The 26,269-nt window shown below is 61.5% G+C and carries 18 protein-coding genes; 10 read left to right on the top strand and 8 right to left on the bottom strand.

What is annotated here, in order from left to right:
• Both C7H85_RS02600 and C7H85_RS02595 read right to left on the bottom strand, forming a co-directional pair.
• A complete protein-coding gene (locus tag C7H85_RS02600) occupies positions 1-1,044 on the bottom strand; it encodes a type 2 periplasmic-binding domain-containing protein (protein ID WP_106728145.1) in 1,044 nt (347 codons plus the stop codon).
• A gap of 431 nt (positions 1,045-1,475) precedes the next feature.
• Entirely contained in the window at positions 1,476-2,369 is an 894-nt protein-coding gene (locus C7H85_RS02595) for a 2-hydroxyacid dehydrogenase (RefSeq protein ID WP_168388223.1), read from the bottom strand.
• On the opposite strand from C7H85_RS02595, the gene C7H85_RS02590 reads away from it, so the two are divergent.
• The 5 genes from C7H85_RS02590 to C7H85_RS02570 are packed head-to-tail and all read left to right on the top strand — an operon-like array spanning position 2,337 to position 13,260.
• A complete protein-coding gene (locus C7H85_RS02590) occupies positions 2,337-6,032 on the top strand; it encodes a cadherin domain-containing protein (protein WP_210433544.1) in 3,696 nt (1,231 codons plus the stop codon). The two genes, C7H85_RS02595 and C7H85_RS02590, sit on opposite strands and share 33 nt — an antisense overlap.
• A gap of 9 nt (positions 6,033-6,041) precedes the next feature.
• Positions 6,042-8,672, top strand: a complete 2,631-nt coding sequence (locus C7H85_RS02585; protein WP_106728143.1) for a tetratricopeptide repeat-containing sulfotransferase family protein — start codon at positions 6,042-6,044, stop codon at positions 8,670-8,672.
• A complete protein-coding gene (locus C7H85_RS02580; protein ID WP_106728142.1) occupies positions 8,672-9,928 on the top strand; it encodes a TolC family protein in 1,257 nt (418 codons plus the stop codon). Before C7H85_RS02585 ends, C7H85_RS02580 begins: the two co-directional genes overlap by 1 nt.
• On the top strand, positions 9,921-12,056 hold the full coding sequence (locus tag C7H85_RS02575) for an ATP-binding cassette domain-containing protein (protein ID WP_210433543.1): 2,136 nt from the start codon (positions 9,921-9,923) through the stop codon (positions 12,054-12,056). The genes C7H85_RS02580 and C7H85_RS02575 overlap by 8 nt, the downstream gene beginning before the upstream one ends.
• Complete coding sequence (locus C7H85_RS02570) at positions 12,046-13,260, top strand: beta-barrel domain-containing protein (protein ID WP_106728140.1); 1,215 nt, start codon at positions 12,046-12,048, stop codon at positions 13,258-13,260. The genes C7H85_RS02575 and C7H85_RS02570 overlap by 11 nt, the downstream gene beginning before the upstream one ends.
• 10 nt (positions 13,261-13,270) lie before the next feature.
• Here C7H85_RS02570 and C7H85_RS02565 read toward each other — a convergent pair whose 3' ends face one another.
• On the bottom strand, positions 13,271-14,227 hold the full coding sequence (locus tag C7H85_RS02565; RefSeq protein ID WP_210433542.1) for a DNA-3-methyladenine glycosylase family protein: 957 nt from the start codon (positions 14,225-14,227) through the stop codon (positions 13,271-13,273).
• Between the two features lie 85 nt (positions 14,228-14,312).
• Positions 14,313-15,500 (bottom strand): class C beta-lactamase, encoded by a 1,188-nt coding sequence (gene ampC / locus C7H85_RS02560; protein WP_106728139.1) that lies wholly within the window; start codon positions 15,498-15,500, stop codon positions 14,313-14,315.
• A 191-nt stretch (positions 15,501-15,691) separates the two neighbouring features.
• Between ampC and C7H85_RS02555 the strand changes: the two genes are divergently transcribed.
• Positions 15,692-16,585 (top strand): LysR family transcriptional regulator, encoded by an 894-nt coding sequence (locus C7H85_RS02555; protein ID WP_106728138.1) that lies wholly within the window; start codon positions 15,692-15,694, stop codon positions 16,583-16,585.
• 30 nt (positions 16,586-16,615) lie between these two features.
• Here the strand turns inward: C7H85_RS02555 and C7H85_RS02550 are convergent, their stop codons facing one another.
• The gene (locus C7H85_RS02550) at positions 16,616-17,530 is read right to left on the bottom strand and encodes a LysR family transcriptional regulator (RefSeq protein WP_106728137.1); all 915 of its coding nucleotides are present in this window, start codon (positions 17,528-17,530) and stop codon (positions 16,616-16,618) included.
• Positions 17,531-17,641: 111 nt separating this feature from the next.
• Here C7H85_RS02550 and C7H85_RS02545 point away from each other — a divergent pair, with 111 nt between their 5' ends.
• The 3 genes from C7H85_RS02545 (at position 17,642) to C7H85_RS02535 (ending at position 20,787) form a co-directional block, all read left to right on the top strand.
• Positions 17,642-18,808, top strand: a complete 1,167-nt coding sequence (locus tag C7H85_RS02545; RefSeq protein WP_106728136.1) for an alanine racemase — start codon at positions 17,642-17,644, stop codon at positions 18,806-18,808.
• Positions 18,809-19,104: 296 nt separating this feature from the next.
• Positions 19,105-19,479 carry a RidA family protein gene (locus C7H85_RS02540; RefSeq protein WP_106728135.1) on the top strand — a complete coding sequence of 125 codons (375 nt, stop codon included), beginning with the start codon at positions 19,105-19,107 and terminating at the stop codon, positions 19,477-19,479.
• Positions 19,480-19,524: 45 nt separating this feature from the next.
• The gene (locus C7H85_RS02535; RefSeq protein WP_245879538.1) at positions 19,525-20,787 is read left to right on the top strand and encodes a dicarboxylate/amino acid:cation symporter; all 1,263 of its coding nucleotides are present in this window, start codon (positions 19,525-19,527) and stop codon (positions 20,785-20,787) included.
• A gap of 367 nt (positions 20,788-21,154) precedes the next feature.
• Here the strand turns inward: C7H85_RS02535 and ttdB are convergent, their stop codons facing one another.
• Both ttdB and ttdA read right to left on the bottom strand, forming a co-directional pair.
• Positions 21,155-21,763, bottom strand: coding sequence for a L(+)-tartrate dehydratase subunit beta (ttdB, locus tag C7H85_RS02530; RefSeq protein ID WP_106728134.1), 609 nt, complete (start codon positions 21,761-21,763; stop codon positions 21,155-21,157).
• A complete protein-coding gene (gene ttdA, locus C7H85_RS02525) occupies positions 21,760-22,665 on the bottom strand; it encodes a L(+)-tartrate dehydratase subunit alpha (RefSeq protein WP_106728133.1) in 906 nt (301 codons plus the stop codon). Before ttdA ends, ttdB begins: the two co-directional genes overlap by 4 nt.
• 251 nt (positions 22,666-22,916) lie before the next feature.
• On the opposite strand from ttdA, the gene C7H85_RS02520 reads away from it, so the two are divergent.
• Positions 22,917-23,840 (top strand): LysR family transcriptional regulator, encoded by a 924-nt coding sequence (locus C7H85_RS02520; protein ID WP_106728132.1) that lies wholly within the window; start codon positions 22,917-22,919, stop codon positions 23,838-23,840.
• 397 nt (positions 23,841-24,237) lie between these two features.
• Here C7H85_RS02520 and C7H85_RS02515 read toward each other — a convergent pair whose 3' ends face one another.
• Complete coding sequence (locus C7H85_RS02515) at positions 24,238-26,265, bottom strand: tripartite tricarboxylate transporter permease (protein WP_106728131.1); 2,028 nt, start codon at positions 26,263-26,265, stop codon at positions 24,238-24,240.
• Between the last annotated feature and the right edge of the window lie 4 nt (positions 26,266-26,269).

Below are 26,269 nucleotides of genomic sequence, written 5' to 3'. Positions count from 1 at the left end.
TTACTGAATCGCCTGGATCACCTTCTGGTAGGTGGTGGCTTTTTCTTTCAGGTAGCGCTCGGATTCAGCCGACGCCATGAAGTTGGGGATAAAGAAGTTTTTCTTGAAGGTTTGCTGCACCTGGCCTTCGGCATAGATCTCGGTCAGGGCCTGGTCGAGGTACTCGACGATCTCCGGCTTGATATCCTTGTTGTAGATAAAGAAGAATTCCTTGTCGAAGGTGAAGTTGTCCGTGCCGTTCAGGGTCACGCTGATATTGGGCTCGGCGTAGCCCAGCAGGGCGTCCCGGTTGGTCTGGCCGAAGCCTTCCTCGTTGGCCTGGGCCAGGGTGCCTTCACGGGCCATCAGCCAGGCGAAGCTCATCGCCTTCTGATCGTCCGCCGGCAAGCGGGTGTACTGCTCGTTGGCCTGCACCGAGCCGTGGATCAGATCCGCCTGGCCGTCGAACAGCAGCTGGTTCTTGTCGGACTGGGAGCCGGTGTTCACCGCCACCAGGTTGTCTTCCTTGCCCGGGTGGGTGAGGATGACCGCGTTTTTCAGCGCCGAATAACCGATCTCGGACACGCCGCCGGGCTGGATGGCCACCCGCACCTGCTTGTCCTGGCCGACCGCCTCGACGATGTCTTCCACCGTCTGGTAGGGGGAGTTCTTCGGCGTCAGGAAGGCGTCGCCCGGGTTGATGGACACCATGGGGCCCACCTTGTACTCGGTGAAGATGTCGTCGTAACCACGAATGCCGTACAGGTTGCCCAGGTAGGACTGATCGTGGAAGAACATCAGGGTGTTGCCGCTGGCGCCCCGGGCCAGCGCCTTGAAGGCGGCGGAGGTGCCCACCGCGTCGACCTTGACGTTGACATCCAGCTTCTTAGCCAGTTCTTCGGCGATGATGCTGGCGTTCTGATAGGTGTCGCCGCCGGTGGAGGTGGAGCCGATCACCAGGCGGATATTGCCCTTGATCAGCTGTTCCTCGGCCATCGCCTGGGTCGCCGCGACGACCGCCAGACCACATACCGCCAGACGCATGCCATGAACTAATCCTTTCATATGTCCTTCCCTATAATGTTGAAGTTAACGTCGTGATTTTGCCGGACGGCGCCAGCATCGCGATAATCGTGCGACAGGCCACCCCGTACCATCGGATGCCGGAGCATCCTGAGTGGACTGTCATTCATCGTACATCATACAAACCAAGGCGCAACACTTGTTACGTGAAGCGGATCACAGTTGTAAAAACCGTTAACAAATCATCGGGCAAGGGAAAAGGCCGGCCGTTGTGCGAAAAAACCGGCTGGTATGGGAGGGCTGCCGGCGGATGGCTCCCCGGTCACCCCCGCGAAGGCACCTTACCCCGTCACCCCCGCGAAGGCGGGGGTCCATGAGTCGGGGCCTTCCGGCTTTTGCAGCAATACCCCCGGGCTGTGGATGCCCGCCTTCGCGGGCATGACGGCGGTGATAAAGGCGCGGGCGGCGCGCCCTCAGCCGACCGGGGTCAGCAGCGGCCGGCCGGCGAAATGGGCCGCCAGGTTGTCGACCACCAGCTGTGCCATGGCGCCGCGGGTTTCCTCGGTGCCGCTGGCACAGTGCGGCTGCAACACCACGTTGTCCAGGTCCAGCAGCGCCGCCGGCACCCGGGGCTCGTCGGCGAACACGTCCAGCCCGGCGCCGGCGAGCCCGCCCTGTTGCAGCAGCGCGACCAGGGCCGGCTCGTCCACCACCGAGCCGCGGGCGATATTGACGAAATAGCCCCCGGGCCCCAGGGCGCGCAGCACCTCGGCGCTGATGATGCCCCGGGTCTGCTCCCCGCCGGGCAGCACCGGCATCAGGATGTCCACCTCCCGGGCCAGTTGCACCAGATCGTCGTACCAGGGGTAGTCCACCCCTTCCTGCCGGCGGCGGCCGTAGTAGCAGACCGCCATGCCGAAGGCTTCCGCCCGCCGGGCGATGGCCTTGCCGATACGGCCCAGCCCCACGATGCCGAGCTTCTTGCCGGTGACCGAGCGGTTGAGCGGCATCATGCCCCGCTTTTGCCAGAGCCCCTGCCGCACCCAGCGCTCGGCGGGCAGCAGCCGGCGCACCGTGGCCAGCAGCAGCAGCCCCATGTCGGCCACGTCCTCGGTCAGCACGTCCGGGGTATGGGTCACCGGTATGCCCCGGGCGTGGCAGTCCGCCACGCAGAGGGTATCGACCCCCACCCCGGACGAGGCCACGATCTCCAGCCTGGGCAGCCGGTCCAGCAGGTGTTTCGGGAAACCGCCGCCGTGGGAGGTGACCACCGCCCGGACGCGCCCGCCCACCGCCGCCAGCAGGGCGTCCGGATCGGCCGCCAGATCCAGCCGGTGCAAGTGGTAACGCTGTTCCAGCATTTGCATCTGGGCGGGCCGGTTCGGCCACACCACCGCAGCACCGATGACGGCGATATCAGCGGCGGTGTCAGCTACCGTCTCAAGGACGTCGGCGACCATGCCCTGCTCACCATCGACGCCGCCACCGGCGAGGTCACCCTGGTAGGCGATCCGGATCACGAGGCCAAGAGCAGCTACGACTTCACCGTGGTGGCCACCGATGCCGCCGGCAACCACAGCGAGCAGGCGGTCACCCTCACCATCAACGATGTGGATGAAAGCGCGCCCACCATCACCTCCGGCAGCACCGCCCCCGCCCTCGACGAGCACAGCGGCGCCGGCCAGCGGATCTACACCGCCAGCAGCACCGATGACGGCGATATCAGCGATGGCGTCAGCTACCGTCTCAAGGCGGTCGACGATCATGCCCTGCTCGCCATCGACGCCGCCACCGGCGAGGTCACCCTGGTGAACAATCCGGACCACGAGGCCAAGAGCAGTTACAGCTTCACCGTGGTGGCCACCGATGCCGCCGGCAACCACAGTGAGCAGGCGGTCACCCTCACCATCAACGATGTGGATGAAAGCGCGCCCACCATCACCTCCGGCGCAACCGCCACGACGCTCGACGAGAACAGCGGATCTGGACAGGTGATTTATACCGCCTCGGCTACCGACACGGCCGATACGGACGACACCACCGATACCAGTGCGGGGTTGACCTACCGCTTGAAGGCGGTCGGTGACCATGCCCTGCTCGCCATCGACGCCGCCACCGGCGAGGTCACCCTGGTGGGCGATCCGGATCACGAAGCCAAGAGCAGCTACGACTTCACCGTGGTGGCCACCGATGCCGCCGGCAACCACAGCGAGCAGGCGGTCACCCTCACCATCAACGATCTGGATGAAAGCGCGCCCACCATCACCTCCGGTGCGACCGCCACCGCTATCGACGAGAACAGTGGCGCCGGCCAGCGGATCTACACCGCCAGCAGCACCGATGACGGCGATATCAGCGGCGGCGTGAGCTACCACCTGAAGGACGTCGACGACCATGCCCTGCTCGCCATCGACGCCGCCACCGGCGCGGTCACGCTGACCGGAGACCCGGACTTCGAAACCAAGGACAGCTACGACTTCACCGTGGTGGCCACCGATGCCGCCGGCAACCACAGTGAGCAGGCGGTCACGCTGAATATCAATGATATTGCCGACGAGGTTCCGCCTTCGGTCAGCAGCGTGGCCATCTCCGGTGCCGTTGGGGGGCGGAACGATACCCTTAACGAAGGTGACACCGTCAGCATCACCGTGACCATGAGCGAGAATACCAGCGTGGTCACCACGGGCGGCACGCCGCGTATCGCGCTCAATATCGGCGGCAGCACCGTCTACGCCGACTATGTTTCGGGCAGCGGCGGCACCAGCCTGGTGTTCAGTTATGTCATTGAGGCCGGGCAAACCGATGCCAATGGCATCGGCATCCCGGAAAACGCGCTGCAATTAAATGGCGGCATACTGCGTGACGCGGCAGGCAATGCAGCGAACCTGGCTCACCATGCCGTGGCCGATAACGCAGGTTTTCTGGTTGATACCACGGCACCAGCCCTCGCCTCCAGCAACCCGGTGGATGGCGCCGGGGCTATGGCGGTCGACGGCAATATTGTGCTGACCTTCGCGGAAACCGTGCAGGCGGGCAGCGGCAATATCGTGATCAGCGACGGTGCCGGAGACATCCGCACCATTGCGGTGGATGACGCCCAGGTGAGCATCAGCGGCAATACGGTGACCATCAATCCCACGCTCGACCTGGCTTTCGAAACCGACTATCACCTTCAGATTGACGACGGCGCCCTCACGGATGCAGCCGGCAACCCTTATGCCGGCATTGCCGACAGCAGCATGCTGAATTTCACCACGGCGCCGGACATGGACACCTCCGTGGTGGTATTCGATCTGGCGGAAGGAGTGAGCTCCAGCCACAGCGACCGTACTTTCCAGGCGGACAAGAGCTACACCGTCTATATCCGGGTCAACGGCGGCTATGGCTCCAGCCCCAGTACCGACGGCGAGGGGCCGGGGCTGGATGATAGCTGGGGTACCTGGAGTGGTGCCGAACACCTCGGTGCCGATGATCAGATCATATTGGTAGGCAATGATGCAGCCGTCACCGTCGTCAACAAGGCCGTCTCACAGCTTGCGGTAAACGACAACAGCCTGGGCTGGAAAACGCAAACGATACAGTGGGTGCCCGGGCCCGGATATACGACTACATCGTTTGGCTTCCCGATGTATCATCCTGGCGCTCCAATGCCGATGCCTGTCAGCAACCAGATTGCGCTGCATCATACCGGGGTGCTCCAGCGTCCCGGGGCGATCAGTGTCGATCTCTGGGGCGGCGCCTGGGCCAGCAACCCGGATCAGGGCGCCTCGCTGAACCAGGCTTACGATCATGCCATTCCGGAAGGGGTGTTGATCGATCAGGGCCTGGCCCAAATGGTGATCACCAGCGTGGCGATCACCGCGGCGTCCGGCAAGCAGGGAGATTACCTCAATGCCGGCGATACCCTCACCCTGACGGTCGGGCTGTTCGAGTCGGTAACGGTGGACACCACCGGTGGCAACCCGCGCCTGGCGCTCGACATCGGTGGCGAAACCGTCTACGCGACCTATGCCGGCGGCTCGGGCACCAGGCAGTTGAGCTTCACCTACACCGTGCTGCCGGGCCAGACCGACCTGGATGGCATCGCCCTGCCCGAGGATGCCCTGGAGCTCAACGGCAGCACCCTGAAAAACGTCAACGGGGTGGACGTGATCCTCGACTACGGTGTCGTCACGGATAACGCCGGCTACAAGGTAGATACCACAGCTCCCGGGTTCACTTCCGGCGCTACCGCCACCGCCATTAACGAAAACAGCGGCGCGGAGCAGGTGGTTTACACCGCCCAGGCCACGGATGACACGGTGCTGAGCTACAGCCTCAAGGCCGACAACGGCGATGACGCGGCGGCGTTTACCATCGATGCCGCCACCGGCGCGGTCACGCTGACCGGCAACCCGGACTTCGAAACCAAGGCCAGCTACGACTTCACCGTGGTGGCCACCGACGCCGCCGGCAACCAGACCGAGCAGGGCGTGGCACTGGCCATCAATGATGTGGCCGAATCCTCTACCGATACGTCCATTGTTGTTTTCGATCTGGTTAACGGCGTCAGCTCCAACCACAGCGGACGTGTCTTCGATGCGAATACCAGTTACACCATCTATATCCGTATGCAGAGTGATTCTCATATATTGAATACAGATGGTACTTCGTCCAATCCGGCTGCCAGCTGGGGAACCTGGACAGGTAGCGCAGGAACGCTGGGAACCGATGACAAGATCGTATTCGTTGGCGATGGCAGTCCCATGATCGGGAACAAAGGGAATGTAGTCACCGCGACGGGCAGCGACTCGGCGGGAGGCTTCTTCCTCTGGACGGGCCCGACCAGCAGCGCCTTTGCCGTGTTCGCATCCTACGCTTATCTATCGAGAGCGGTGAATAACGAGAGAGGCTCTGCGACGCTCTGGAGTGCGAGCGAAGGCACCTCGCACCACCTGTGGGAGTCGGCTCAACCTCCCAAGCTCGGCCTTGCTCAACACTATCTTACACAGATGCCCGGCAATATCCTCACGTCCCAAGGCCTGGTGTAGGCGGGCGGGATGATGATACTGACACTGCTCCGCCGCCTGGCGGAGCAACAGGCGTACTTCGCCTTGCAAGAAGCTTGTCTTCAGGAATCGTCCACCGATCCGGCCGTGACCGTTCTGCTGGCCCTGGCCATGGCCCAGTTGGGCGATCGCGGTGGAGCGCGGGCGATGCTGGAGAGGCTGGATATTGCCGCCCTGGACCGCGATGCCCGGGTCGACCTCGGCGCGGTGCATCTGGCGCTGGGCGACCTGGACTGCGCCGTCGAGCTGCTGGAAGCCGAGCTGCGGCGTGATAAGGCTCCTCACAGCCTGTTGCTGGCCCGCCTGGGGTTCTGTCGCCAGCACCAGGGGCAAATTGATGAAGCCCTGACGCTGTTCCGGCAAAGCCTGTCACTGACCCCCCGCATGCCGGTGTTCCTTAACCTGCTGCGCCTGTACGCACAGCAGCAAGTGAACGAGGGCTGGGCAGTGCTGGCCAGGGCCGAAGCCTGCTGGCGGACGGAGCGCGGCCACTGGCCGGCCGACAGCGTCGCCTTTTACGACCAGCAGTTGCGCGGCCTGCGCCTGGACCTGTGGTTGCTGGACGAGGCTTTCGATGCTGCGGAGAGCTGGCTGGAGGTGCAGCGCGGCGCACTGCCGGCAGCCGACTGGTGTGCCCTGCTGGCCGGCTATGCACGGCGCCTGCAAGGCCGCGATCGCCATGCCCAGGCGGAGGAGCGGCTGCGTGCCGGCCTCAACCACTACCCCGATAATCGCCTTCTGCTCACGCAGTTGGCCGAACTGGCCCAGCTACAGGGCCGCACGGCCCAGTGCCTAGCCCTGTTGCGCCGCGCCATTCGCTGCGCGCGGGATGCGCAGGAGCCCTCGGTGGGGCTGTGGCTGCAACTGGCCAGCCACAGCATTCAGTTCGACCCGGCCACCGCGCGACACGCCATCGACCAGGCCGGTGCCGAACTCGACGGTTATTCCGCGGCTCGCCTGCCGGCCGAGGTTCTGGCTGAGCTGAACCTTCAGTTGCGCCTGGCGCGAGCGGGGCTGGCTGGCCAGGAACAGAAATTCGACGAAGCGGTCGCCGCCTACCGCCAGGTGCTGGAGGAGCAGCCGGGTAATGTCCCGGCATGGCAGGGCCTGGGTCAGTTGCTCATGCAGCTGGGCCGTATCGATGAGGCCGTAGAGTGCTTTGAGCAGCTCAAGTCCATCGATCCGGCCCGGGGTCACAGCGCCCTGATCAACGCCCGGCATTTTCCGGATGACGACGCCACCCTCGAGCGCCTCGAAACCCTGGCGCGCACCCCGGGGCAGGAAGGTAGTGTGCGTGCCAGTCTGCTGCTGCAGCTGGCCGTCGCCTGGGAGAAGCGAAAAGACTACGACCGGGCCTTTGCGCTGGCGGATGAGGCCAATGCGGCTGCCCGCCGCCTGCTCAACTATGATCCCAAGGCCCATCGACAGCGCTGCGCCCGCGTTCGCCATGCCTTCAACCGGGCTCTGTACGAGCATCGGCCTGGCTGCGGGGTGGACAGCCGTCTGCCGGTCTTCGTGCTGGGCATGCCCCGCTCGGGCACCACCCTGGTGGAGCAGATCATTGCCGGCCACAGCCGCATCCACGGCGCCGGTGAGCTGGGGATCATGCCACGGGTCATCACCGGCCTGGAGCGCTGGGAACGGCGCGCAGGCTCCGGTCGTGGCTACCCGGACTGCGTGGACGATCTTGATGCCCGGGTGAGCCGGGGCATCGCCGGGTACGTGCTCAAGGAATTGCAGGAGTACGCGCCGGAAGCCCTTCATGTGGTCGACAAGCTACCCCACAACTTCGAAAATATCGGCCTAATCAAGCTGCTGTTTCCCCATGCCCGAATCATCTCGGTGCGGCGGGATCCACGCGACATCGCCCTTTCCAACTATTTCACCGACTATGCCGCCAAGCACGGCGGCATGGGCTTTGCCTACCATCTCGAGTGGATCGGCGAACAACTGGCCGATCACAACCTGCTGATGCACCACTGGAACCAGGTCTTTCCCGGCGAGATCCTGGAAGTGCAATACGAGGCGGTGATCGCCGACCCCGAAGCCAGCGCGCGCATGATGCTCGACTATATCGGGGTCGCTTGGGAACCACAGGTGCTCAATTTCAGCGAACTCGAGCGGCCGGTGAAAACCGCCAGTGTCTGGCAGGTGCGCCAGCCCATCTACCACAGCAGCCGCGAGAAATGGCGCCGCTATGAACGACACCTGGCGCCGCTGATTGCCGGCACCAACCGCAAGATCCGCTGGGAGCCGATCGAAATGGTCACCCTGCCGGAGCCCGGCTGGCTCAGCCAGGGGGTGGACCAATATCGGGCCGGATTGCTGGACGAGGCCGAGCGTTGTTTCAAACAACTGCTGCATTTTGTGCCCGGACATGCCGCCGCCCATTTCATGCTGGGGCTGGTGTATTGCGACAAGGGCCACCTGGCCGATGGCATCGGCCTGATGGAAAAGGCCCTGGCCGCTTGCCCCTGGAACCGGCAATGGCGGGAAGATCTGGCCCGGGCCTGGCGATTACACGGCCGGCCCGACCGAGCCGGCACCCTGCTGGCGGTGCCAAACCGGCATGAAGCCGATGGCATTGATCCCGAATATCATCATGATGGAGATAGTGTGTAATGAAAGGCTTACCTTGCTGGCGGCCGGCTCTGCTGGCCGCTTGCCTCGGCCTGTTGTCCGGCCCGACCTGGGCCCAGGCCGGGCTGGAAGCGGCGCTGGAGGCGGCGCTGACCCATCATCCGGCCATTGGCGGCAAACAGGCCGAGCTGGATGCCCGCGCCTTTGGTGGCGATACCGCCCGCAGCCAGCGCTACCCCACCCTGTCGGCCCAGGCCCAGCAAGGAGTGGGCAGCGGCGACCACGACTCTCCGGTCAACCTCCGGGTCCGGCAGCCGTTGTGGGCATTCGGCCGCATCGACAACAACATCGCTTTTGCCGATGCCCAGACCGAGGCCGAACAGGCCGATCTGCTGCGGGTGCGTCGGCAGCTGCTTGAGCAGACGGCGGTGGCCTATGCCCGGGTACAGGGCAGCCGTCGCAGCCTGGACGTCGCCGGGGAGAATATCGACGCCCACCGCCAGTTGCACCGGCAGATCCAGCGCCGAGCACGGGGGGAGCTGGCGTCCGGTGCCGATGTCAGCCTGGCGACAACCCGGCTGGCCCAGGCGGAAGCCCGCCATGAGTTGCTCCTGGGGGAGCTGGATGTGGCCCTGAACGAACTGCGCTCACTGACCCAGATCGCCGTGGACACCACACCCGGTGTACCGGATGCGCTGCTGCGCCTGCCCGCCCCCGAGATGCTGGAAGAGCTGGCGCTCGAAAACAGTGCCGAGATACTGCATAAACAACGGCTGATTGCCGGAGCCAGGGCCGGAGTGGCTCAGGCCCGCACCGCCGCCATGCCCACCCTGTATCTGCAACTGGATCAGGACTATGACCAACCCGGCTATGGCAACGACAGCCGCGCCGGTTTGGTACTGGAAGGAACCCTCGATGGGCTGGGCTTTGCCAGCCGCGGCCGGACCCGCACCGCGCTCGCCGAGCAGAGCGCCGCCGAGCAGGCCCTGCTCAGCGCCCGTAACGACACCACACGCATCAGCCAGCGGCTGATCCGCCAGCGACAGTTGCAGCAAACGCTGCAGGCTTCCCTGGCGACGTCCATCCAGGAGCTGGACTCGCTGCTCGACTCCTACCGCCGTCAGTATGAAACCGGCACCAAGAGTTGGCAGGATCTGCTGAATATCCAGCGCGAGCTGGCCGACCAGCGGCTGCAGCAGGTGCAGGCCCAGAACGATTGGCTGGTATACAGCCTGCAGCTGATGACGCTGATCGGCGGCTTCGACGCCCTGATCAAGGATGACGCCGATCATGTCTGAGTTGCCCTACCCCAGTGCCCGGGCCCTGCAAAAGCTGCTGCAACGGCTTGCGCTAACGGTGGACACCCCGGTTCTGCACCAGGCCTGTGCCGGGCAGGACGGCTCTTTGCCGATCGCCGACTGGCTGCGCCAGGTGCTGAAACAATGTGGCCAGAGCACCATCAGTCCGGCGCTGTTGCAATGGCGCCGGTTCGATCCGCGACGGCTGCCCGGGCTGGTTTACCACCAACAGCAATGGTGGCTGGCCGAACGCGATGCCGCCGGCCAGTTGCTGCTGACCGATGACACCGGCGCCATCCATACCGCCACCGACGAGGAACTGCAGGATGCCCGGGTACTGTGGTTGCGGATACCGCCGCCCCGGGCCTTCGACAGCCTGCCCTCCCTGCACGGCAACCTGGCCGCCCGGCTGGTATGGCAGGCGCTGTTCCATGAGCAGGGCTGGCTTGGCAAGGTGGTTATCGCCACCGTGCTGGTCAATCTGCTGGCCGTGGCCACCTCGCTGTTCGCCATGCAGGTCTATGATCGGGTAGTTCCAACCCTGGCCTACGCCACCCTGACCACCCTGGTGGCCGGCATGCTGCTGGTGATCCTGCTCGACTGGCTGCTGAAGACCATCCGGGCCCGGATCATCGACAGCCTGGCCTGCGCGGTGGACAAACGGGTGTCACGCCAGGTGTTTGATCACCTGCTGCATATCCGGCTGGACGCCCTGCCTCCCAGCCTGGGCACCCTGGCGGCCCAGGTAAACGGCCTGGATGCGGTGCGTCAGTTCTTTTCCTCCGGCATCGTCTTTGCCTTGATCGATTTACCCTTTGCCCTGTTTTTTATCACCATGATTGCGGTGATCGGCGGCAAGGTCGGGTGGGTGTATGCGTTGCTGTTGCCGCTCGCCCTGGTGCTGGGCCTGTTCACGCAATGGCGGCTGCGCGAGCTGTTGCGCAAGCAGCTGGTCCGCAGCAACGAACGCCAGGGACTGCTGGTCGATACCATCCGCGGAGCCGAGTCGATCCGGGCCAACCACGCGGGCTGGCGCTTTGCCGAGGAATGGCAGGATCTGACCGACTCCGTCGACGCCTACAATATCCGCCAGAAAGCCATCAGTACCTTTTCCTCGGTAACGACCGCCAGCCTGTCCACACTCGCCTATGTCGGTGCCGTGGTGGTAGGGGTATGGCAGATAGAAGCCGGTGTGCTGACCATGGGCGGCCTTATCGCCTGCAGCATTCTCGGCGGACGGGTGATCGCCCCTGTCGCCCAGAGCGTGCAAAACCTGGTGCAGTGGCAACATGTTTCCCAGGCCCTGAAAATGGTGCACATGGTGCTGGCCCTGCCCCGGGAACGGCGCCCGGATCAGCACCTGGTACTGCCCGATCAACCGCCGGCATCGGTCACCCTGGAGCAGCTCCGCTTCGCCTATGGCGATGCGCCGGTACGCCAGCTGGATATCGACCGCCTGGATTTACGGGCCGGCGAGCGGGTCCTGCTGGTGGGGCCGGTGGGTTGTGGCAAGTCCACGCTGCTGAAGCTGCTGGCGGGCCTGTACCGGCCCGGCGAGGGTCGGATCCGGCTGGATGACGCCGACTTGTGGGAAATCGACCCGCAGATGCTGACGAGCTTTGTCGGCTACCTGCCGCAATCCCCGCAGCTGTTCAAAGGCACCCTGCGCAGCAACCTCGGCCTGGCCGGCAGCGGTAGCGATTCGCAGTTGTTGAGCCTGGCCCGGCAATTGGGCATCGACGACATCGCCGCCGGCAGCCCGCAAGGCCTGGACTTGCCGATCAGCGAAGGCGGTGAGGGACTGTCCGGCGGCCAGCGCCAGCTGGTAGCCCTGGGCCGGGTCATGCTGGCCCGGCCACGCATCTGGCTGCTGGATGAACCCACGGCCTCCCTCGACAACGACAGTGAACAACGCCTGTGGCAGGTGCTCGGTGCCGCCGTCCAACCGGAAGATATCGTGTTGATGGCCACCCACAGACCCATGATGGCCGCCCGGCTGGCGACCCGGGTGCTGGTGATGCAACGAGGCAAAATCATCCAGGACGGCAGCCCCGGGCAGGTGCTCCCGGCCCTGGCCGCACGTTCCGGCGTAACGGTCAGGCATAAGGAAAGTATCCATGTGGTCTGAGGTGGTGAAAGACGACGACGCCCGGCTGCGGGCGCGGGTGGCCCGGCTGCAGAATGCACACCGGGCCCGCTATGGCTGGTTTTTGCTGCCGCTCCTGGGGGCGGTGGTGCTGTTTATCCTCTGGGCCAGCTATTTTCGCATCGATGAAGTCGCCCGGGCCGGCGGCGAGGTGATCGCCAGCAGCCGGGTACAGGTGATCCAGTCCATCGATGGCGGCGTGCTGGAATCCCTGATGGTCCGAGAGGGTGACAGGGTAACACCGGGGCAAGAGCTGGCCAGGCTCGATCAGGCCCGCTTTGGCGCGTCTGTGGGCGAAATAGAAGCCCGGCTGTTCGCCCTCCGGGCCAAGGCCGCCCGGCTGCGGGCCGAAGTCCTGGGTGAAGACGGCCTGGCCTTTCCCGTGGATCTGCTGGAGCGGGCACCGGATACCGCCGCGCTGGAGCAGGCCCTGTTCCGCCAGCGCCAGACCGGGCTAAGGGAAGAGTTGCGCACCCTGCGCACGGCCGTTGAACTGGCCCGCAAGGAGCTGAACCTGGTCGAGGCCCTGCACCGGCGCGGGGATGCCAGCGGTACCGAGCGATTACGGGTACAACGCAACCTGAACGAGGCGGACGCCAAGCTGGTCAATCGACAGAATCAGTTCCTGGAAGAGGCCCGCCAGGAACTGGCCAAGGCCGAAGACGACATCGGCCAGAACGAGCAGGTACTGGCGCGCCGCCTGGAAGAGCAGGCCGGCGCCGTGTTTACCGCCATGGTGCCGGGTATCGTCAAGAACATCCGGGTCACCACCGTCGGCGGGGTGCTGCGGGCCGGTGACGAACTGATGCAGATCATCCCGATCGATGACGACCTGCTGATCGAAGCCAAAGTAAGTCCGGCTGACATTTCCCGGGTCCGGCCGGGACAGGAGGCGACCATTCGCTTCGACCCCTTCGACTACACCATTTTCGGCAGCGTCAAAGGCAAGGTGGTTTATGTCAGCCCCGATACCCTGAAGGAAGAAACCCCCCGCGGCATGGATATCTATTATCGGGTCAGGGTTGCGCCGACCCGTATTCCTGTCACGACCACAACCGGCAAGACACTGGATATCCTGCCCGGTATGACCGCCCAGGTTGATATCCGCGCCGGCGACCGCACCCTGATGAAATATCTGCTCAAGCCCCTGCGCAAGACTTTGTCGGAATCCTTCGGCGAGCGCTAGTGCCGACCGTTCAGTAGCCGGCGGCGGACTGCATGGCCCAGAGGTGGGCGGCCAGCAAGGCGCGCCAGGGGGAAAAGGCCGCCAGCCAGTGCCGGACCTCGGCTTCGGCAAGGGGCCCGGGTTTGCCGAGCAGGCGTTGCAGGCCCCGGCGCACGGCCACATCGCCGTGCAGGGAGCCGTCCAGCCAGCCGAAGCCGCGCAGCAAGGAATAGTTGATTGTCCAGGGGCCGATGCCGCGCACCGCCCCCAGCCGCGCCGCTATCTCCTCGACCGGCAGCGTCCGCAGCCAGTGTTCCAGCGGCAGCCGGCCCGACCCGACCTGTTCGCACAGGGCCAGCAGGGTGGCGGTCTTGGCGGCCGAGAAGCCGGCCCGGCGCAGGCGCTCCGCGCCCAGCGCGCCGAGTTGCGGGGCCGCGGGGTGGCAGAGCAGCCCGGAGGAATGGCGCAGCCCGGCGGCCAGCAGCAGGCGGCGCCGGATCGACACCGCCGCCGCCACGCTGATCTGCTGGCCGGTCACCGCCCACACCAGGGCTTCGAAGGGGGTGGCGGTCAGCGGCACCCGCAACCCCCGCTGGCGGCCGAGCAGCTCGCCGAGTTGCGGATGCTCCCGGTAACGGGCCTCGAAGGCGGCGACGTCCTGCTCCAGGCCGAGCATGCGTCTCGCCATGGCCTCCAGCGCCGGCGAGTCCGCCTCCGCAACCCGGCCGTCGACCGCCAGCCGCACCACGGCGACCGAGCCCTGAAAACGAATGCTCAAACAGGCCGGCCTCCCCTGCCACAGCAGCCCCTTGTGCAGGCCCGCCTCATCCACCCTTTCCGCGATCGCCTCGGGGTCCCGACGGTGAAAGGCCAGGATGTCGCCGGGGCGAAAACCGGCGGGAAGGGAAAGCGACAGGGCCAACCGGCCGCCGGCGGGTGCCATGCCGCTACCGACGGAGGGGGCGGTATCGTCAGTCGAAGGGGTCATGAGGGTATCCTGAAAGCAAGATAACGGCCTTGAGCATAGCCCCCCATTCCCCCGCCGGCACCCCGGATCTTGCGCCGGGCGTCTATCAACCGGGCCAGCGCCCGGGCTCGGCCGCCAGCGCCGTCAGGATCCGGTGGGCCGCCTGGACGCGTTCCGGATTGGGGTAGTTCCGGTTGGCCAGCATGACGATGCCTAACCGCTGGCTGGGCACAAAGGCGACATAGGCGCCAAAACCGTTGGTCGAGCCGGTCTTGTTGAACCAGGCCGCTTTGCGCGGCGGCAACGGCGGGCTGAGCCGGACGGCCTCGTTGGCCTCCAGGATCATCGGCGTCGAGTTTCCAGCCAGCAGCCGTTCGAGCGTGACCGGGTAGTCATAGCTTTCCCAGCCCAGGCCCTGAGTCATGTCACCCACGCGGAAGTAGCCCGCCCGGGTGTCCGCCATGGCCTGGCGCAGATTCTCGTCAGGTGCGGCGTCATCCATGTTGGCCTCGGCGAAGGTCAGCAAGTCGGCCGCGCTCGTTTTCACCCCGTAGGCCTCGGCATCCAGCATGCCCGGATTCACCCGCACCGGCTTGTCTTCCTTCGAATAACCCCAGGCGTAGTGCGGCTGCTGCGCCGCTGGCACCCGCAGGTAGCTGTGGCTCAGGCCGAGCCGGGGAAACAGCTGTTTTTCCATCAGTTCCTCGAAAGGTTCGTCCAGGCTCCGGGCGGCCAGATAGCCGAACAGGCCGATGCTCGGATTGGAGTAGAGCCGGTGGCTGCCGGCGGCATGGTCCGGCCGCCAGTGGCGATAATAGTCGAGCATGTCTTCCTCGCTCTGCACCTGCTCGGGGAATTGCAGGGGCAGGCCGCCAGCCGTGTAGGTGCCGAGCTCGAGCAGGCTTATCTCATCGAACCGGCTGCCCGCCAGCGCCGGCAAATACCGGCTGGCGGGATCGGAGAACGACAGGGCGCCGACCGCCTGGGCGTAGGACGCCAGGGTGGCGGTGAAGGTCTTGCTGACGGAGCCGATCTCGAACAGGGTGTCTTCCGTGACCTTCACGCCCGCCTCCCGATCGGCCACACCGTAATTAAAATAATACCTCCGACCATCGAGGCTGAGGGCGACCGCCATCCCCGGGATACGGTGCTCGGCGAGCAGGGGCTCGATGGTCTCGTTCACCAGCGCCTCGATCCGCCCCCTGTCGTCACCATCGGCGGCCCAGGTGGCGGCACCGAATAAAAGAAAGCTGGCCGCGATAATGCCCGCTTTTGCCATGAAAATCTTGCTCATGATAGGATCCTGTTCCCGTGTATCAGGTTATTGGCCGTCGTCGTCCGCTTGGCTACGAGGCGGCCCGTTGCTGTCGGCATGGCTCGCCGGAGTCTTGGCGGGCCGCTGCAGGCGCCTAACATACGGGGCTTCGTCCGAATCGACAAACGGCGATATTTTGCATCAGCCATTAGAAAAATTTGAGGGTTTGTATGGCACGTCCCCACTTGCCGTTAAAGGCACTGCGGGCCTTCGAGGCCTCGGCCCGGCACCTGAGCTTTACCCGTGCGGCCATCGAGCTGTGCGTGACCCAGGCCGCGGTCAGCCACCAGGTCAAGAGCCTCGAGCAGCAGCTGCAGGTGACCCTGTTCAAACGGTTGCCCCGCGGGCTGATGCTCACCCGCGAAGGCGAACTACTGCTGCCGGTGCTGCGCGACTCGTTCGACCGGATCACCCATACCCTGGGACGGCTCGGGGACGGCAACTACCGGGAAGTGCTGAGCGTGGGAGCCGTGGGCACCTTCGCCGTGGGCTGGCTGCTGCCCCGCCTGGCGGATTTCCAGGCGAGGTATCCCTTCGTCGACCTGCGCCTCTCCACCCATAACAACAGGGTGGACATCGCCGCCGAAGGACTCGACTACGCCATCCGCTTCGGCACCGGCGCCTGGAACGGCATAGCGGCACAACCCCTGCTGCCGGCCTCGCTGTCGGTGATGTGCATTCCCGCCATCGCCGCCCGGCTCAGTGGCCCCGTCGATGTGTTGAACGAAACCTGGCTGCGCTCCTACCGGGCCGACGAGTGGACGGAATGGCTGCTGGCCGCCGGGGTGACCGCCACCCTGCCGGTGCCGGGAAGCATGGTGTTCGACTCGTCCATCGCCATGATGGAAGCGGCGCGGCAGGGCGTGGGCCTGGCCCTGGCTCCTCCCCTGATGTTTTCCCGCCACCTGGTCGCCGGAGATCTGGTACAACCCTTCGACACCGCCGTCAGCCTGGGAAGCTACTGGCTGGCACGCCTGCAGTCGCGGGTCGAAACCTCCGCCATGGCCGCTTTTCGGGAATGGATTCTCGCGGCCGTGAACATTGCTACCGAGGGAAAAACCTGAGGAACATGGTGTCGGGAAAGCCGATAGCCGCTACCCGGCCAGCCAGGGTGCCGGCTGCAGACCGGCTTTGAGCGCGGCGAGAAAACCGGAGACCCGGGCGGAGCGTTCCCCTCCCCGGCCGCTCACCAGGGCAACGATGTCGGCATCCGGCAACCGGTAGTCGGGCAACAGGCGCACCAGAGCGCCGCTGTTGATTGCGGCCTGCACGTCCCACTCCGAACGCATGATGATGCCGAGCCCGGCCAGGGCCCAATCCTTGACCACCCTGCCTTCGTTGCTGGCCAGTTGCGGATGTATCCGGATGACCTCTTCCTTGTTGCTGTTCCGCTGCCTGAAGGGCCACAAGGTCACGTCTTCGTTGTTTTCCCGCAGGGCGATGCACTGGTGCCGGAGCAGCTCCCTCGGGCTGCGCGGCTCGCCGTGGGCGGCCAGGTAAGCGGGCGCGGCGCAGACAAAACGCCGGTTTCTGGCCAGGGTCACCATCTTCAGGGAGGAGTCCCTCAGGGCGCCGATGTAGATGATCACGTCCCACTTGTGGCAGCTGGACCAGACGGGGTTATCCGAGAGTTCCAGCTCAACATCCAGCTGCGGATGGGCCCGCTTGTACGCTCCGAGCAGGGGGGCCACGTGCTCGTTGCCGAAGCCCAGCGGCGCCAGCACGCGCAGCTTGCCGCCGACCAGGCGTTTTCGATCGGCCAGTTGTTCCTGCAGTTCATCCAGCTCGTTCAGGATGGACTGCCCCTTCTCCAGCAGCAGCAGCCCTTCTTCGGTCAGGCTGATGGTGCGGGAAGGCCGTTGCACCAGGGGCGTCGAGAGTTTGTCTTCAATGTGCTTGAGCCGCTGGGTGACGGAAGGTGGGGTCACATTCATTGCCCGGGCGACCTCGGCGAGTGTGCGATGGCCGGCGAGCATCCTGATAAAGCGCAAGTCTTCCGTACTGATCATTAAGATGAAACCTAATTAATAAGTAATTTTTGATTAATATTTATTAAAGCATAGTTCCTCCATACTCAACACCAGCGAAATTATCGAAGCAACGACAGGAGGAACGTCATCATGCAAACCCATACAGGATCAACGCAAGCGCCGGCAGCGGCCCATGGCCATCTGAACACCCCCTTTCTAATGGTGGACAAACCCAAATTCATCGATAACCTGATCCGGTTGCGCTCGCTGATCGCACCCTTTGGCGTGGCCCTGCGGCCGCACTTCAAGACCATACGCGCCATCGAGGCGGCGGCTTATGTGCTGCCCGACGCTTCATCGCCCGTCACCGTGTCCACCCTGCGGGAAGCGGAAGCGCTGGCGGAGGCGGGCTATCGCAACATCACCTACGCCGTCGGCATTTCGGCGGCCAAGCTGCCCCGGGTCGGTGCCCTGATTGAACAAGGGGTTACCCTCACCGTGCTGCTCGACAGCCCGGAACAGGTGCAGGCGGTCAACGACTACTGCGCCGCCCATCGGTGCACCATACCTGCCCTGATCGAGATTGACTGCGATGGTCACCGCGGCGGCATCCTCCCCGAAGATCCGCGGCTGATCGAACTGGCCCGCTTGCTGGCGGACGGGCCGGCCCAGTTCCAGGGGGTGTTACTGCACGCGGGTGAGTCCTATCGCTGCTACCGGCGGCAGGGGCTGCAGGAAGCGGCGGACAACGAAGTCGCGACCGCGCTCAGGGCCCGCAACGCCCTGGCCGCACGGCAGATCCCCTGCCCGGTGGTCAGCGTGGGCTCCACCCCCACGGCGTTCAGCTACCGGCAACTGGAGGGCGTGACCGAGGTGCGCGCCGGCGTATACAGCTTTTTCGACCTGGTGATGGCCAATATCGGCGTCTGCGAACTCGAGGATATTGCCCTCAGCGTGGTCGCCACCGTGATCGGCCACAATCGGGACAAGGGCTGGGTGCTGGTGGATGCGGGCTGGATGGCGCTGTCTGCCGACCGGGGCACGGCCAGGGCACCGGTCGATTATGGTTATGGCCAGGTGGCGAACGCCGGTGGCGCCGTGATGGCGGGCATGCAGGTGCTCAGCGCCAATCAGGAGCACGGCATCATCGGCCGGGTGGATGGCCATCCGCTCTGCTTCGAGGATTTTCCCATCGGCAGCCGGGTGCGTATCCTGCCCAACCATGCCTGTGCGACCGCCGCCATGCACGACCAGTATCAGGTGTTTGACGGCCTGCACGGAACCCACGAAGTCTGGCACCGGATCAAGGGGTGGTAACTGCGGCAGCACCGACGCCGTGGCGGTGGATGAGGCAATAATTAAATAACGGCTCCTGATAGTGCTGTATCGACCGGGCAGCGCACAAGCATTGCAAACAGGCTCACACCAAGGCCGGGATTTTATCTTGCCGTGGCGAGCCTGTTCGGCCTGAGCAAATATTCGATGAGTATTCACGGCAGGTTGCAACGGCGTTCACCAGGTCTACATGTGGTTTTATTAAACGCCGGTTCAATCAGCATTAGTATCGGTCATTAAGGATTCAACAGCCATTTCTTTACATTGGAGAATTCATTATGAATATTTCAACCAAGAACGCACCAGCCCCCTTTGGTCACTATTCCCAGGCAAAAACCGGAGGTGACATCATCTTTATTTCTGGGCAACTAGCCGCAGAAAAGGATGGAACCCATGGCTTTAATAAATCGTTTTCTGAACAAACCAGACAATGCCTTGCCAACGTACTGGCCATTGCCAGAGCGGCCGGCGCAGAAAAGCATCAGATATTAAAAGTGACCGCTTACATTGTTGGAGTGGAACACTGGGCTGAATTCAACAAAATATACTCGGAACTATTTGGTGAAACCAAGCCGGCCAGATCTGTTGTTCCCGTACCAGAACTGCACCATGGTTATCTGATTGAAGTAGAGGCCTTTGCACTATCTGAATAGAAAACAGATGGATTTTTAACACAACAGGAAGTTGAGGTATAAAATATGAGTAGTCACCATGAAGCCACCGTGCGAATAAACGAAACCAAAGCCTCTAACATGGCGTTATGGAAGAAAATATTAATTGGCATGCTCTTAGGCGCACTAACGGGGTCATTCCTCGGAGAGCAGGCTGTCATGCTGGAGCCGATCGGGATTCTTTTTCTTAACCTAATAAAAATGTTGATCGTCCCCCTCGTTTTTTGCTCACTGATAGTCGGGGTTTCGTCGATAAAAGACGGCAAGAAAATGGGCCGTCTAGGGCTGAAGTCGTTCGTTCTATACCTCTTGACTACGGCCGTTGCCATTACCGTAGGGCTACTGCTGGCCAGCGTGCTGCAGCCAGGAAGAGGAATGGATCTGGCAACTTCCATTACCGCACCGGTAATGAGTGAGCCACAGACACTGATCCAGAGCCTGCTGAATTTAATCCCTCAAAATCCGGTCGCTGCGCTGGCAGAGGGTAATATTCTGCAAATTATTCTGTTTGCATTGGCACTGGGTATTGCCCTGAGCCAATCTGGTGAGAAGGGACGGGCTGCCATTACTGCACTGGAAAGTTTAGCCGAAGCAATGTATAAGCTCACTGCCATGGTCATGCGTCTGGCCCCGGTCGGCGTATTTGGTCTTATCGCCTGGGTGGCAGGCAAGTATGGCTTCGAGGTTTTGCTATCGCTGGGCTCGGTGATCATTGCTGTTTACATCGGTTGTCTGGTGCAGGTACTGCTTGTTTACACTGGCATCATTGGCCTTCTTGCTCGTTCAAATCCGGTTCTATACCTTAAAGCAATCATTAATCCTGCCATGGTGGCCTTTTCCACTGCAAGCAGTTCCGGTACCTTACCGGTAACCATCAGACATGCTCAAGAAGACTTGGGGGTTTCCAAATCCGTCTGTGGTTTCGTCTTGCCCCTGGGAGCCACCATCAACATGGACGGAACGGCCCTTTACCAGGGAGTGACTGCTCTTTTTATCGCCCAGGCTTTTGGTGTAAGCTTGGACATGGTGGATTATTTCACTATTATCACTACCGCCACCCTGGCCTCTATTGGTACTGCCGGGGTGCCTGGCGCAGGACTGATTATGCTCTCTCTGGTACTGACGTCCGTTGGTTTACCGATGGAAGGTTTGGCCATCATCGCTGGCGTGGATCGTATCCTGGATATGGCCAGAACATCCGTTAATGTCTGCGGGGATATGATGGTCTCCATGATAGTGGCCAAAAGTGAAGGAGAACTGGAGGCCCCCTCAGCCGGTACCGTTATCTAACCTTTAATAAAAAGGAACCTCTTGGATATGATGGGGTTCCTTGTCCCACAAATATGAAAGATAACTTCCCATTCTCTACAGACGTGGTTGCCCATCACAGACTATTCATGAAGGATTCGGATAAACGCGGCAAACAGCACTGACAACGTCATATGGTCTGCCTGAGGCGGGGCCCCGTATCCGCAGTGAATCAAGTCACCGCTAAATAGCGGTACCGTGACCGCCACCTCGACCGGATGGCGCCACGGACACGCCGAGCCCCCTGCGCAACGTGTCTGCGTGGCCTCTCCGATCGAGGCGATGGTCCCGAAACGCATTCGGCCCTGTCTTGCCGCCGCGGATACCGGGCCCCATGGCACTGTTCGGCTTACTTGATGAAGCGGACCTGCTCGTAGATTTTTTCCAGCACCGGTTTTTTCTTCTCGTTGAAGCGGGCCTTGTTCTGCTCGAAGAGGTTATTGCCCTTGGTGTCGATGGAGATGATCAGCGGGCCGAATTCCTTGACACGATTGACCCACAGCGTTTCCGGCATGCCCAGATCCTGCCATTCGGCACGCTCTATGGCCTCGACCTTGGTGGCCGCCACCACGGCGCAGCCGCCGGGGAACACCGCGTGCACCGCCTTGTGCTCGAGGCAACCCTGGGCCGTCTCCTCGCCCATGCCGCCCTTACCGACAATCAGCTTGACGCCGGTCTGCTCGATAAAGGCTTTCTCGAACTTCTCCATGCGCATGCTGGTGGTGGGACCGATGGACACCATCTCAAAGCCGCCGTCTTCCTTTTCCCGGACGATGGGGCCGGCATGGAAAATGGCGCCGCCCTTCAGATCGACCGGCAGCTCGCGCTTGAGCTCGATCAGCCGCCGGTGCGCCACATCACGGCAGGTGACCAACTGCCCGGTCAGGTACACCACGTCGCCCACGTTGAGGGACTCAAGATCTTCGTCTCTGATGGGGGTAGTCAGTACTTTTTTCATAACACAACTCCTTGATGTGACAAGACTTCATACGACAGGTCGGCATTGAAGCGGATGGTGCCGCGACGGTGCGCCCAGCAGCCGGTGGACACCGCCACCCCGATGGTGGAAGGATGGCGAGCGGAGGACTCGATATTGACCCCCATTACGCTGGTGTTGCCGGTCAGGCCCTGGGGGCCGATGCCGATCTCGTTGAGGCCGTCGGTCAGCAGCTCTTCCATCAGCGCGGCGTTGTCGTTGGCGTTCTTGCTGCCCACCGGGCGCAGTATGGCCTTCTTGGACAGTCGCGCCGCCGTTTCCACCGAGGTGGACACCCCGACGCCGACCAGCAAGGGCGGGCAGGCATTGATGCCGCGGGAGGTGATCACATCGAACACGAACTCGGCCACGCCTTCATATCCCTGACCGGGCATCAATACCTTGGCGGAGCCGGGAAGGGTGCAGCCGCCGCCGGCCATATAGACTTCGATGGTGGCGCTGTCGTCGCCGGGGACAATGTCCCAGTCCAGCCACGGGATCTTGGAGCCGGTGTTGGTGCCGGTATTCTTTTCGTCGAAGGTTTCCACCGCGTTGTGCCGCAGGGGCCCGATGCGGGTGGCTTCAACGGTGGCATTGCGCAATATGTCTTCCAGCTCGCCCAGATAGGGAAACTTGGCACCGACGGTAAGGAAATATTGGATCACGCCGGTATCCTGACAGCTGGGTCTATTCAGCTTGTCGGCGGCATCCTGGTTCTCCGCCATGGTATCGAAAATGGCGATGGCCAGCGGATTGGTTTCTTTCTTTCTCAGCTCGGCCTGCTTTTCCTTTACATCCGTCGGCAGGCGCTTGCCGATATAGCTGGTAAACTTGGCGATGACATCGGTCAATTTACCTACGGCTTCGTCATGATTTAAGCTCATTGGGGCTGTCCTCTTCTTGTTCAGAAATAATAATTTCCTGTCGGCTTGTCCAAAATAAAGACAAGAGGCACGTCATTTGAATTTATTCCAGGTACAAAGGTAATACGCTCTTTCCGTATCGGTTCCATATTCCTGTTGTTATCCCTTTTCTATTCAAGGGTTGTTCATATGGTACAATTGCATTGTAAGCTGTTAATCAAATGTTGAGGTTGATTAGGGCTCACTTCATTCTTTCCTTGAGGTTAATAATAATGAACCAAGTTTCCGAGCTGGGCTTCTTCGTCCTGCTGGCCAAGGCCGGCAGCCTGGCCGCCGCCGCCCGGGAGATGAACGTCACCCCCTCCGCCGTGACCAAGCGGCTGTCGGGCCTGGAAGACCGGCTGGGGGTGCGGCTGCTGAACCGGACCACCCGCAGGATCAGCCTGACCAACGAAGGCGAGATCTACCTGCACTACGCCCAGCGGATACTGACGGACATCGCGGACATGGAAGGGTTGGTTGCCCACAGCCGCACCACCCCCAGGGGCTTGCTGCGCATCAATGCGCCGCTCGGCTTCGGCCGCTCCTACATCGCCCCGGTGGCGTCCGAATTCATGCAGCGCTATCCCGAGGTGGAAATACAGCTGAAGCTGACCGACAGGCCGATCAACCTGCCCGACGAGGCCATCGATATCGCCATCCGCTTCGGCGAGATCCCCGACTCCCGGCTGATCGCCAGGAAAATCGCCGCCAATCGCCGCCTGTTGTGCGCCGCCCCCGGCTACCTCAAGCAACATGGCCGGCCGGCCACGGCCGCCGAGCTGTCCGGGCACCAGTGCATCGTGCTCCGGCAGAACGACGCCACCTACGGCCTGTGGCGTCTGTCCAAAGACGGCAAGACCGAAAACATCCGGGTCAGCGGCAAGGCCAGCACCAACGACGGCGAAGTGGCGCTCAAGTGGGCCCTGGACGGCCACGGGATCCTGATGCGGGCGGAATGGGATCTGGCCCGCTACCTGCGCAGCGGCAGGCTGGAGCTGGTGCTGGAGGACTACGCCACCCCGCCGGCGGACATTTACGCGGTTTACCTGGAAAAACTGAACATCTCGGCCAAGGTCGTTGCCTTTCTCGATTATTTGCAGGAATCCTTCCTGCCGGAAAGGCAGGAGCGGAATGAAAGCCCTTCCATCTGGTAAATAAAAATGAAATAGGGCGGTATTTATTGCCGCTCTCAACCCTGTCAATAACATCCCATTTCGAATCAAGGTACTCCCAATCACATCCAGCCCTTCTAATTTTAATATAGATACTGTGAGATACTTTGATTACTCCACCATAAAATCACTCTATAATATTGAGTTTAGCCGTCCAACCAATACGCAACTTGTGCTTTATATATTTACATTTCGTAATCAATGAAATTTAATAACCATCCCAAATTAGATGCTAAAAAAATAACAAACACCACTTATTCACAGCCCGGACTTGCACACTAATAATTTCACAGATTAAATAACTAGGGATATGAACATTCAGCCCCTACCAATAACCATCGCAGTGGATATCAATATTGGGGCTGAATATCATTCATATTTAAAAGAAGATACTATCTGGCATGCGAATCAATAACACTTCGGTCATTAGCAGGTAAAACCCACCGATAATGACTATTGCACTTATCAGGTTGATAGCAAGCTCTTTTTTACTTGGTCGTTCAAATGTAGCATTTGCCGTGAATGCGATGAAAGCAAACAAGCTTGATACAAAAAACCCAAGTACAGGTAGCAACAACGCCCAAGAACCAAGTATGAGCACAGCAATAAGCTTGCGAATACTGGATGCCTTGGAAAGGTAGTTGATCGATGTTGACTCGACTGTCTTCCCCACCTCGTTTTGCTTACGTGGCCGACGCAGTTGTTGCACACCAAGGATAACTGACAGTACAACCAACAAAGTCGAAATTGTCTGTGGAAATACAGCCCCCATTGCCGACATATTTTGGGTTTCTGCATAAGCTCCAACACCAGTAGCAGTAAATAGTGCGGCAAAGCCGATAGCTGCATGAGATCGGTAGCTTACCGATGGATGTGCAACTTGAACCTGAACACCATTATCCTCAACAACCTTACGGTCTTTTCGCTGCTTTAAGAACTCCGTGATCAGGGGATAAAACAGAGCCAAAGCCGCACAGAAGATAATGCCTAGGCTAATCGGACGACCAAAGAACATCTCGAAGATCGCTCCTTGGGCATTGCCGATCAGATATGTCTGAACGAAGCCCTGTTCAGCGATCTGTCCCAGCACCAGCCCCAGTACGATCGGAGAGGGAGTGAATCCATAGCGATTAAGAACCCATCCCAGTACGCCAAGAGTACACATCATCAATGTATCGTGGCTGTTGCTATGGATGGCGAAGCTACCGATCACAGTCAAAAACGCAATGGTAGGTACCAGCAACGTCTTCGGTGTTCGTGAGATCGATTTGAAGGCATAGCGTCCCAACAGTAGTCCCACCGGCAACATCAGAAGTGTCGCAATCAGCAAACCATAGATAAAGGTGTAAACAACGTCACCCTGCGAAGTGAACAGCGTCGGTCCGATCTTGATACCCTGAACCAGTAAAGCACCCAGAATGATCGCGTCAGGAGGTGTACCAGGAATCCCGAGCACGAGCGTCGGTATAAAGCCTCCACCCACAGTTGCGTTGTTAGCTGACTCGGTTGCAATAAGGCCATCGGGTTCACCCTTACCAAAACGCTCGGGATGACGAGAAGATCGCCTGGCTTCCGAATAGGCAACCAAGCCAGCTATCGAACCACCAGCACCCGGTAAAATTCCCACGATAGTGCCGATTATGGAACTGCGCAGTATATTGAATTTTTTTCTCAGTGTGATTCGAAATGCTTCGGCCAAGTGTGAGCGCTGGTCAACTGACTGGATCGTCAGGTGTGGGTCCTTGGTTGCGACCAAATCAATCAGCACCGGAATACAGTAAAGACCGATAATAGCCGAGGTAATATCAATACCCCCCAGCAGCGCTTGACTGCTGAAGGTATACCGGATATCCCCTCCAACAACTGCAACCCCTACCACCGAGAGTAGCAAACCGATACAGGCACCTATTAGCCCCTTGATGGTGTTGCCAACCGACAACGCCGAGATAAGGGTCAGGCCAAACACTGCCAGCCAGAAATATTCGGCAGATCCGAAGGCCAGCGCCACCTCTGCCAACGGCGGTGAGAGCAGCAGCAAGCTGATACCGCCAACCAAGCCGCCGACGACAGAAGCTATTGTTGCAAGCGTTATGGCAAGCGCGCCATCCCCCCGCTTGGCCATCGGAAACCCATCAAAAGTGGTTGCGATAGCGGACGGAGTACCGGGGGTATTTACCAATATGGCAGCAAAGGCACCACCATAGATGGCCCCCGTATAGATGGCGCCTAACATGATAAGGCCAGATGCCGGTGACATCGTATAGGTAAATGGCACCAGGATCGCTACCGCCATGGTGGCAGAGAGCCCAGGCATTGCGCCTATCACGGTACCGGCAATGACCCCTGCGAGTGCCAATAACAGATTGAACGGTGTCATGGCCTCTAATAGATATGTCAGGATTTCCATTCCC

The organism is Zobellella endophytica (assembly GCF_003012775.1).
GTDB lineage: Bacteria > Pseudomonadota > Gammaproteobacteria > Enterobacterales > Aeromonadaceae > Oceanimonas > Oceanimonas endophytica.
Note: the sequence above shows the minus strand (reverse complement) of the source record. Positions and strands in the feature narration are given on the sequence as shown.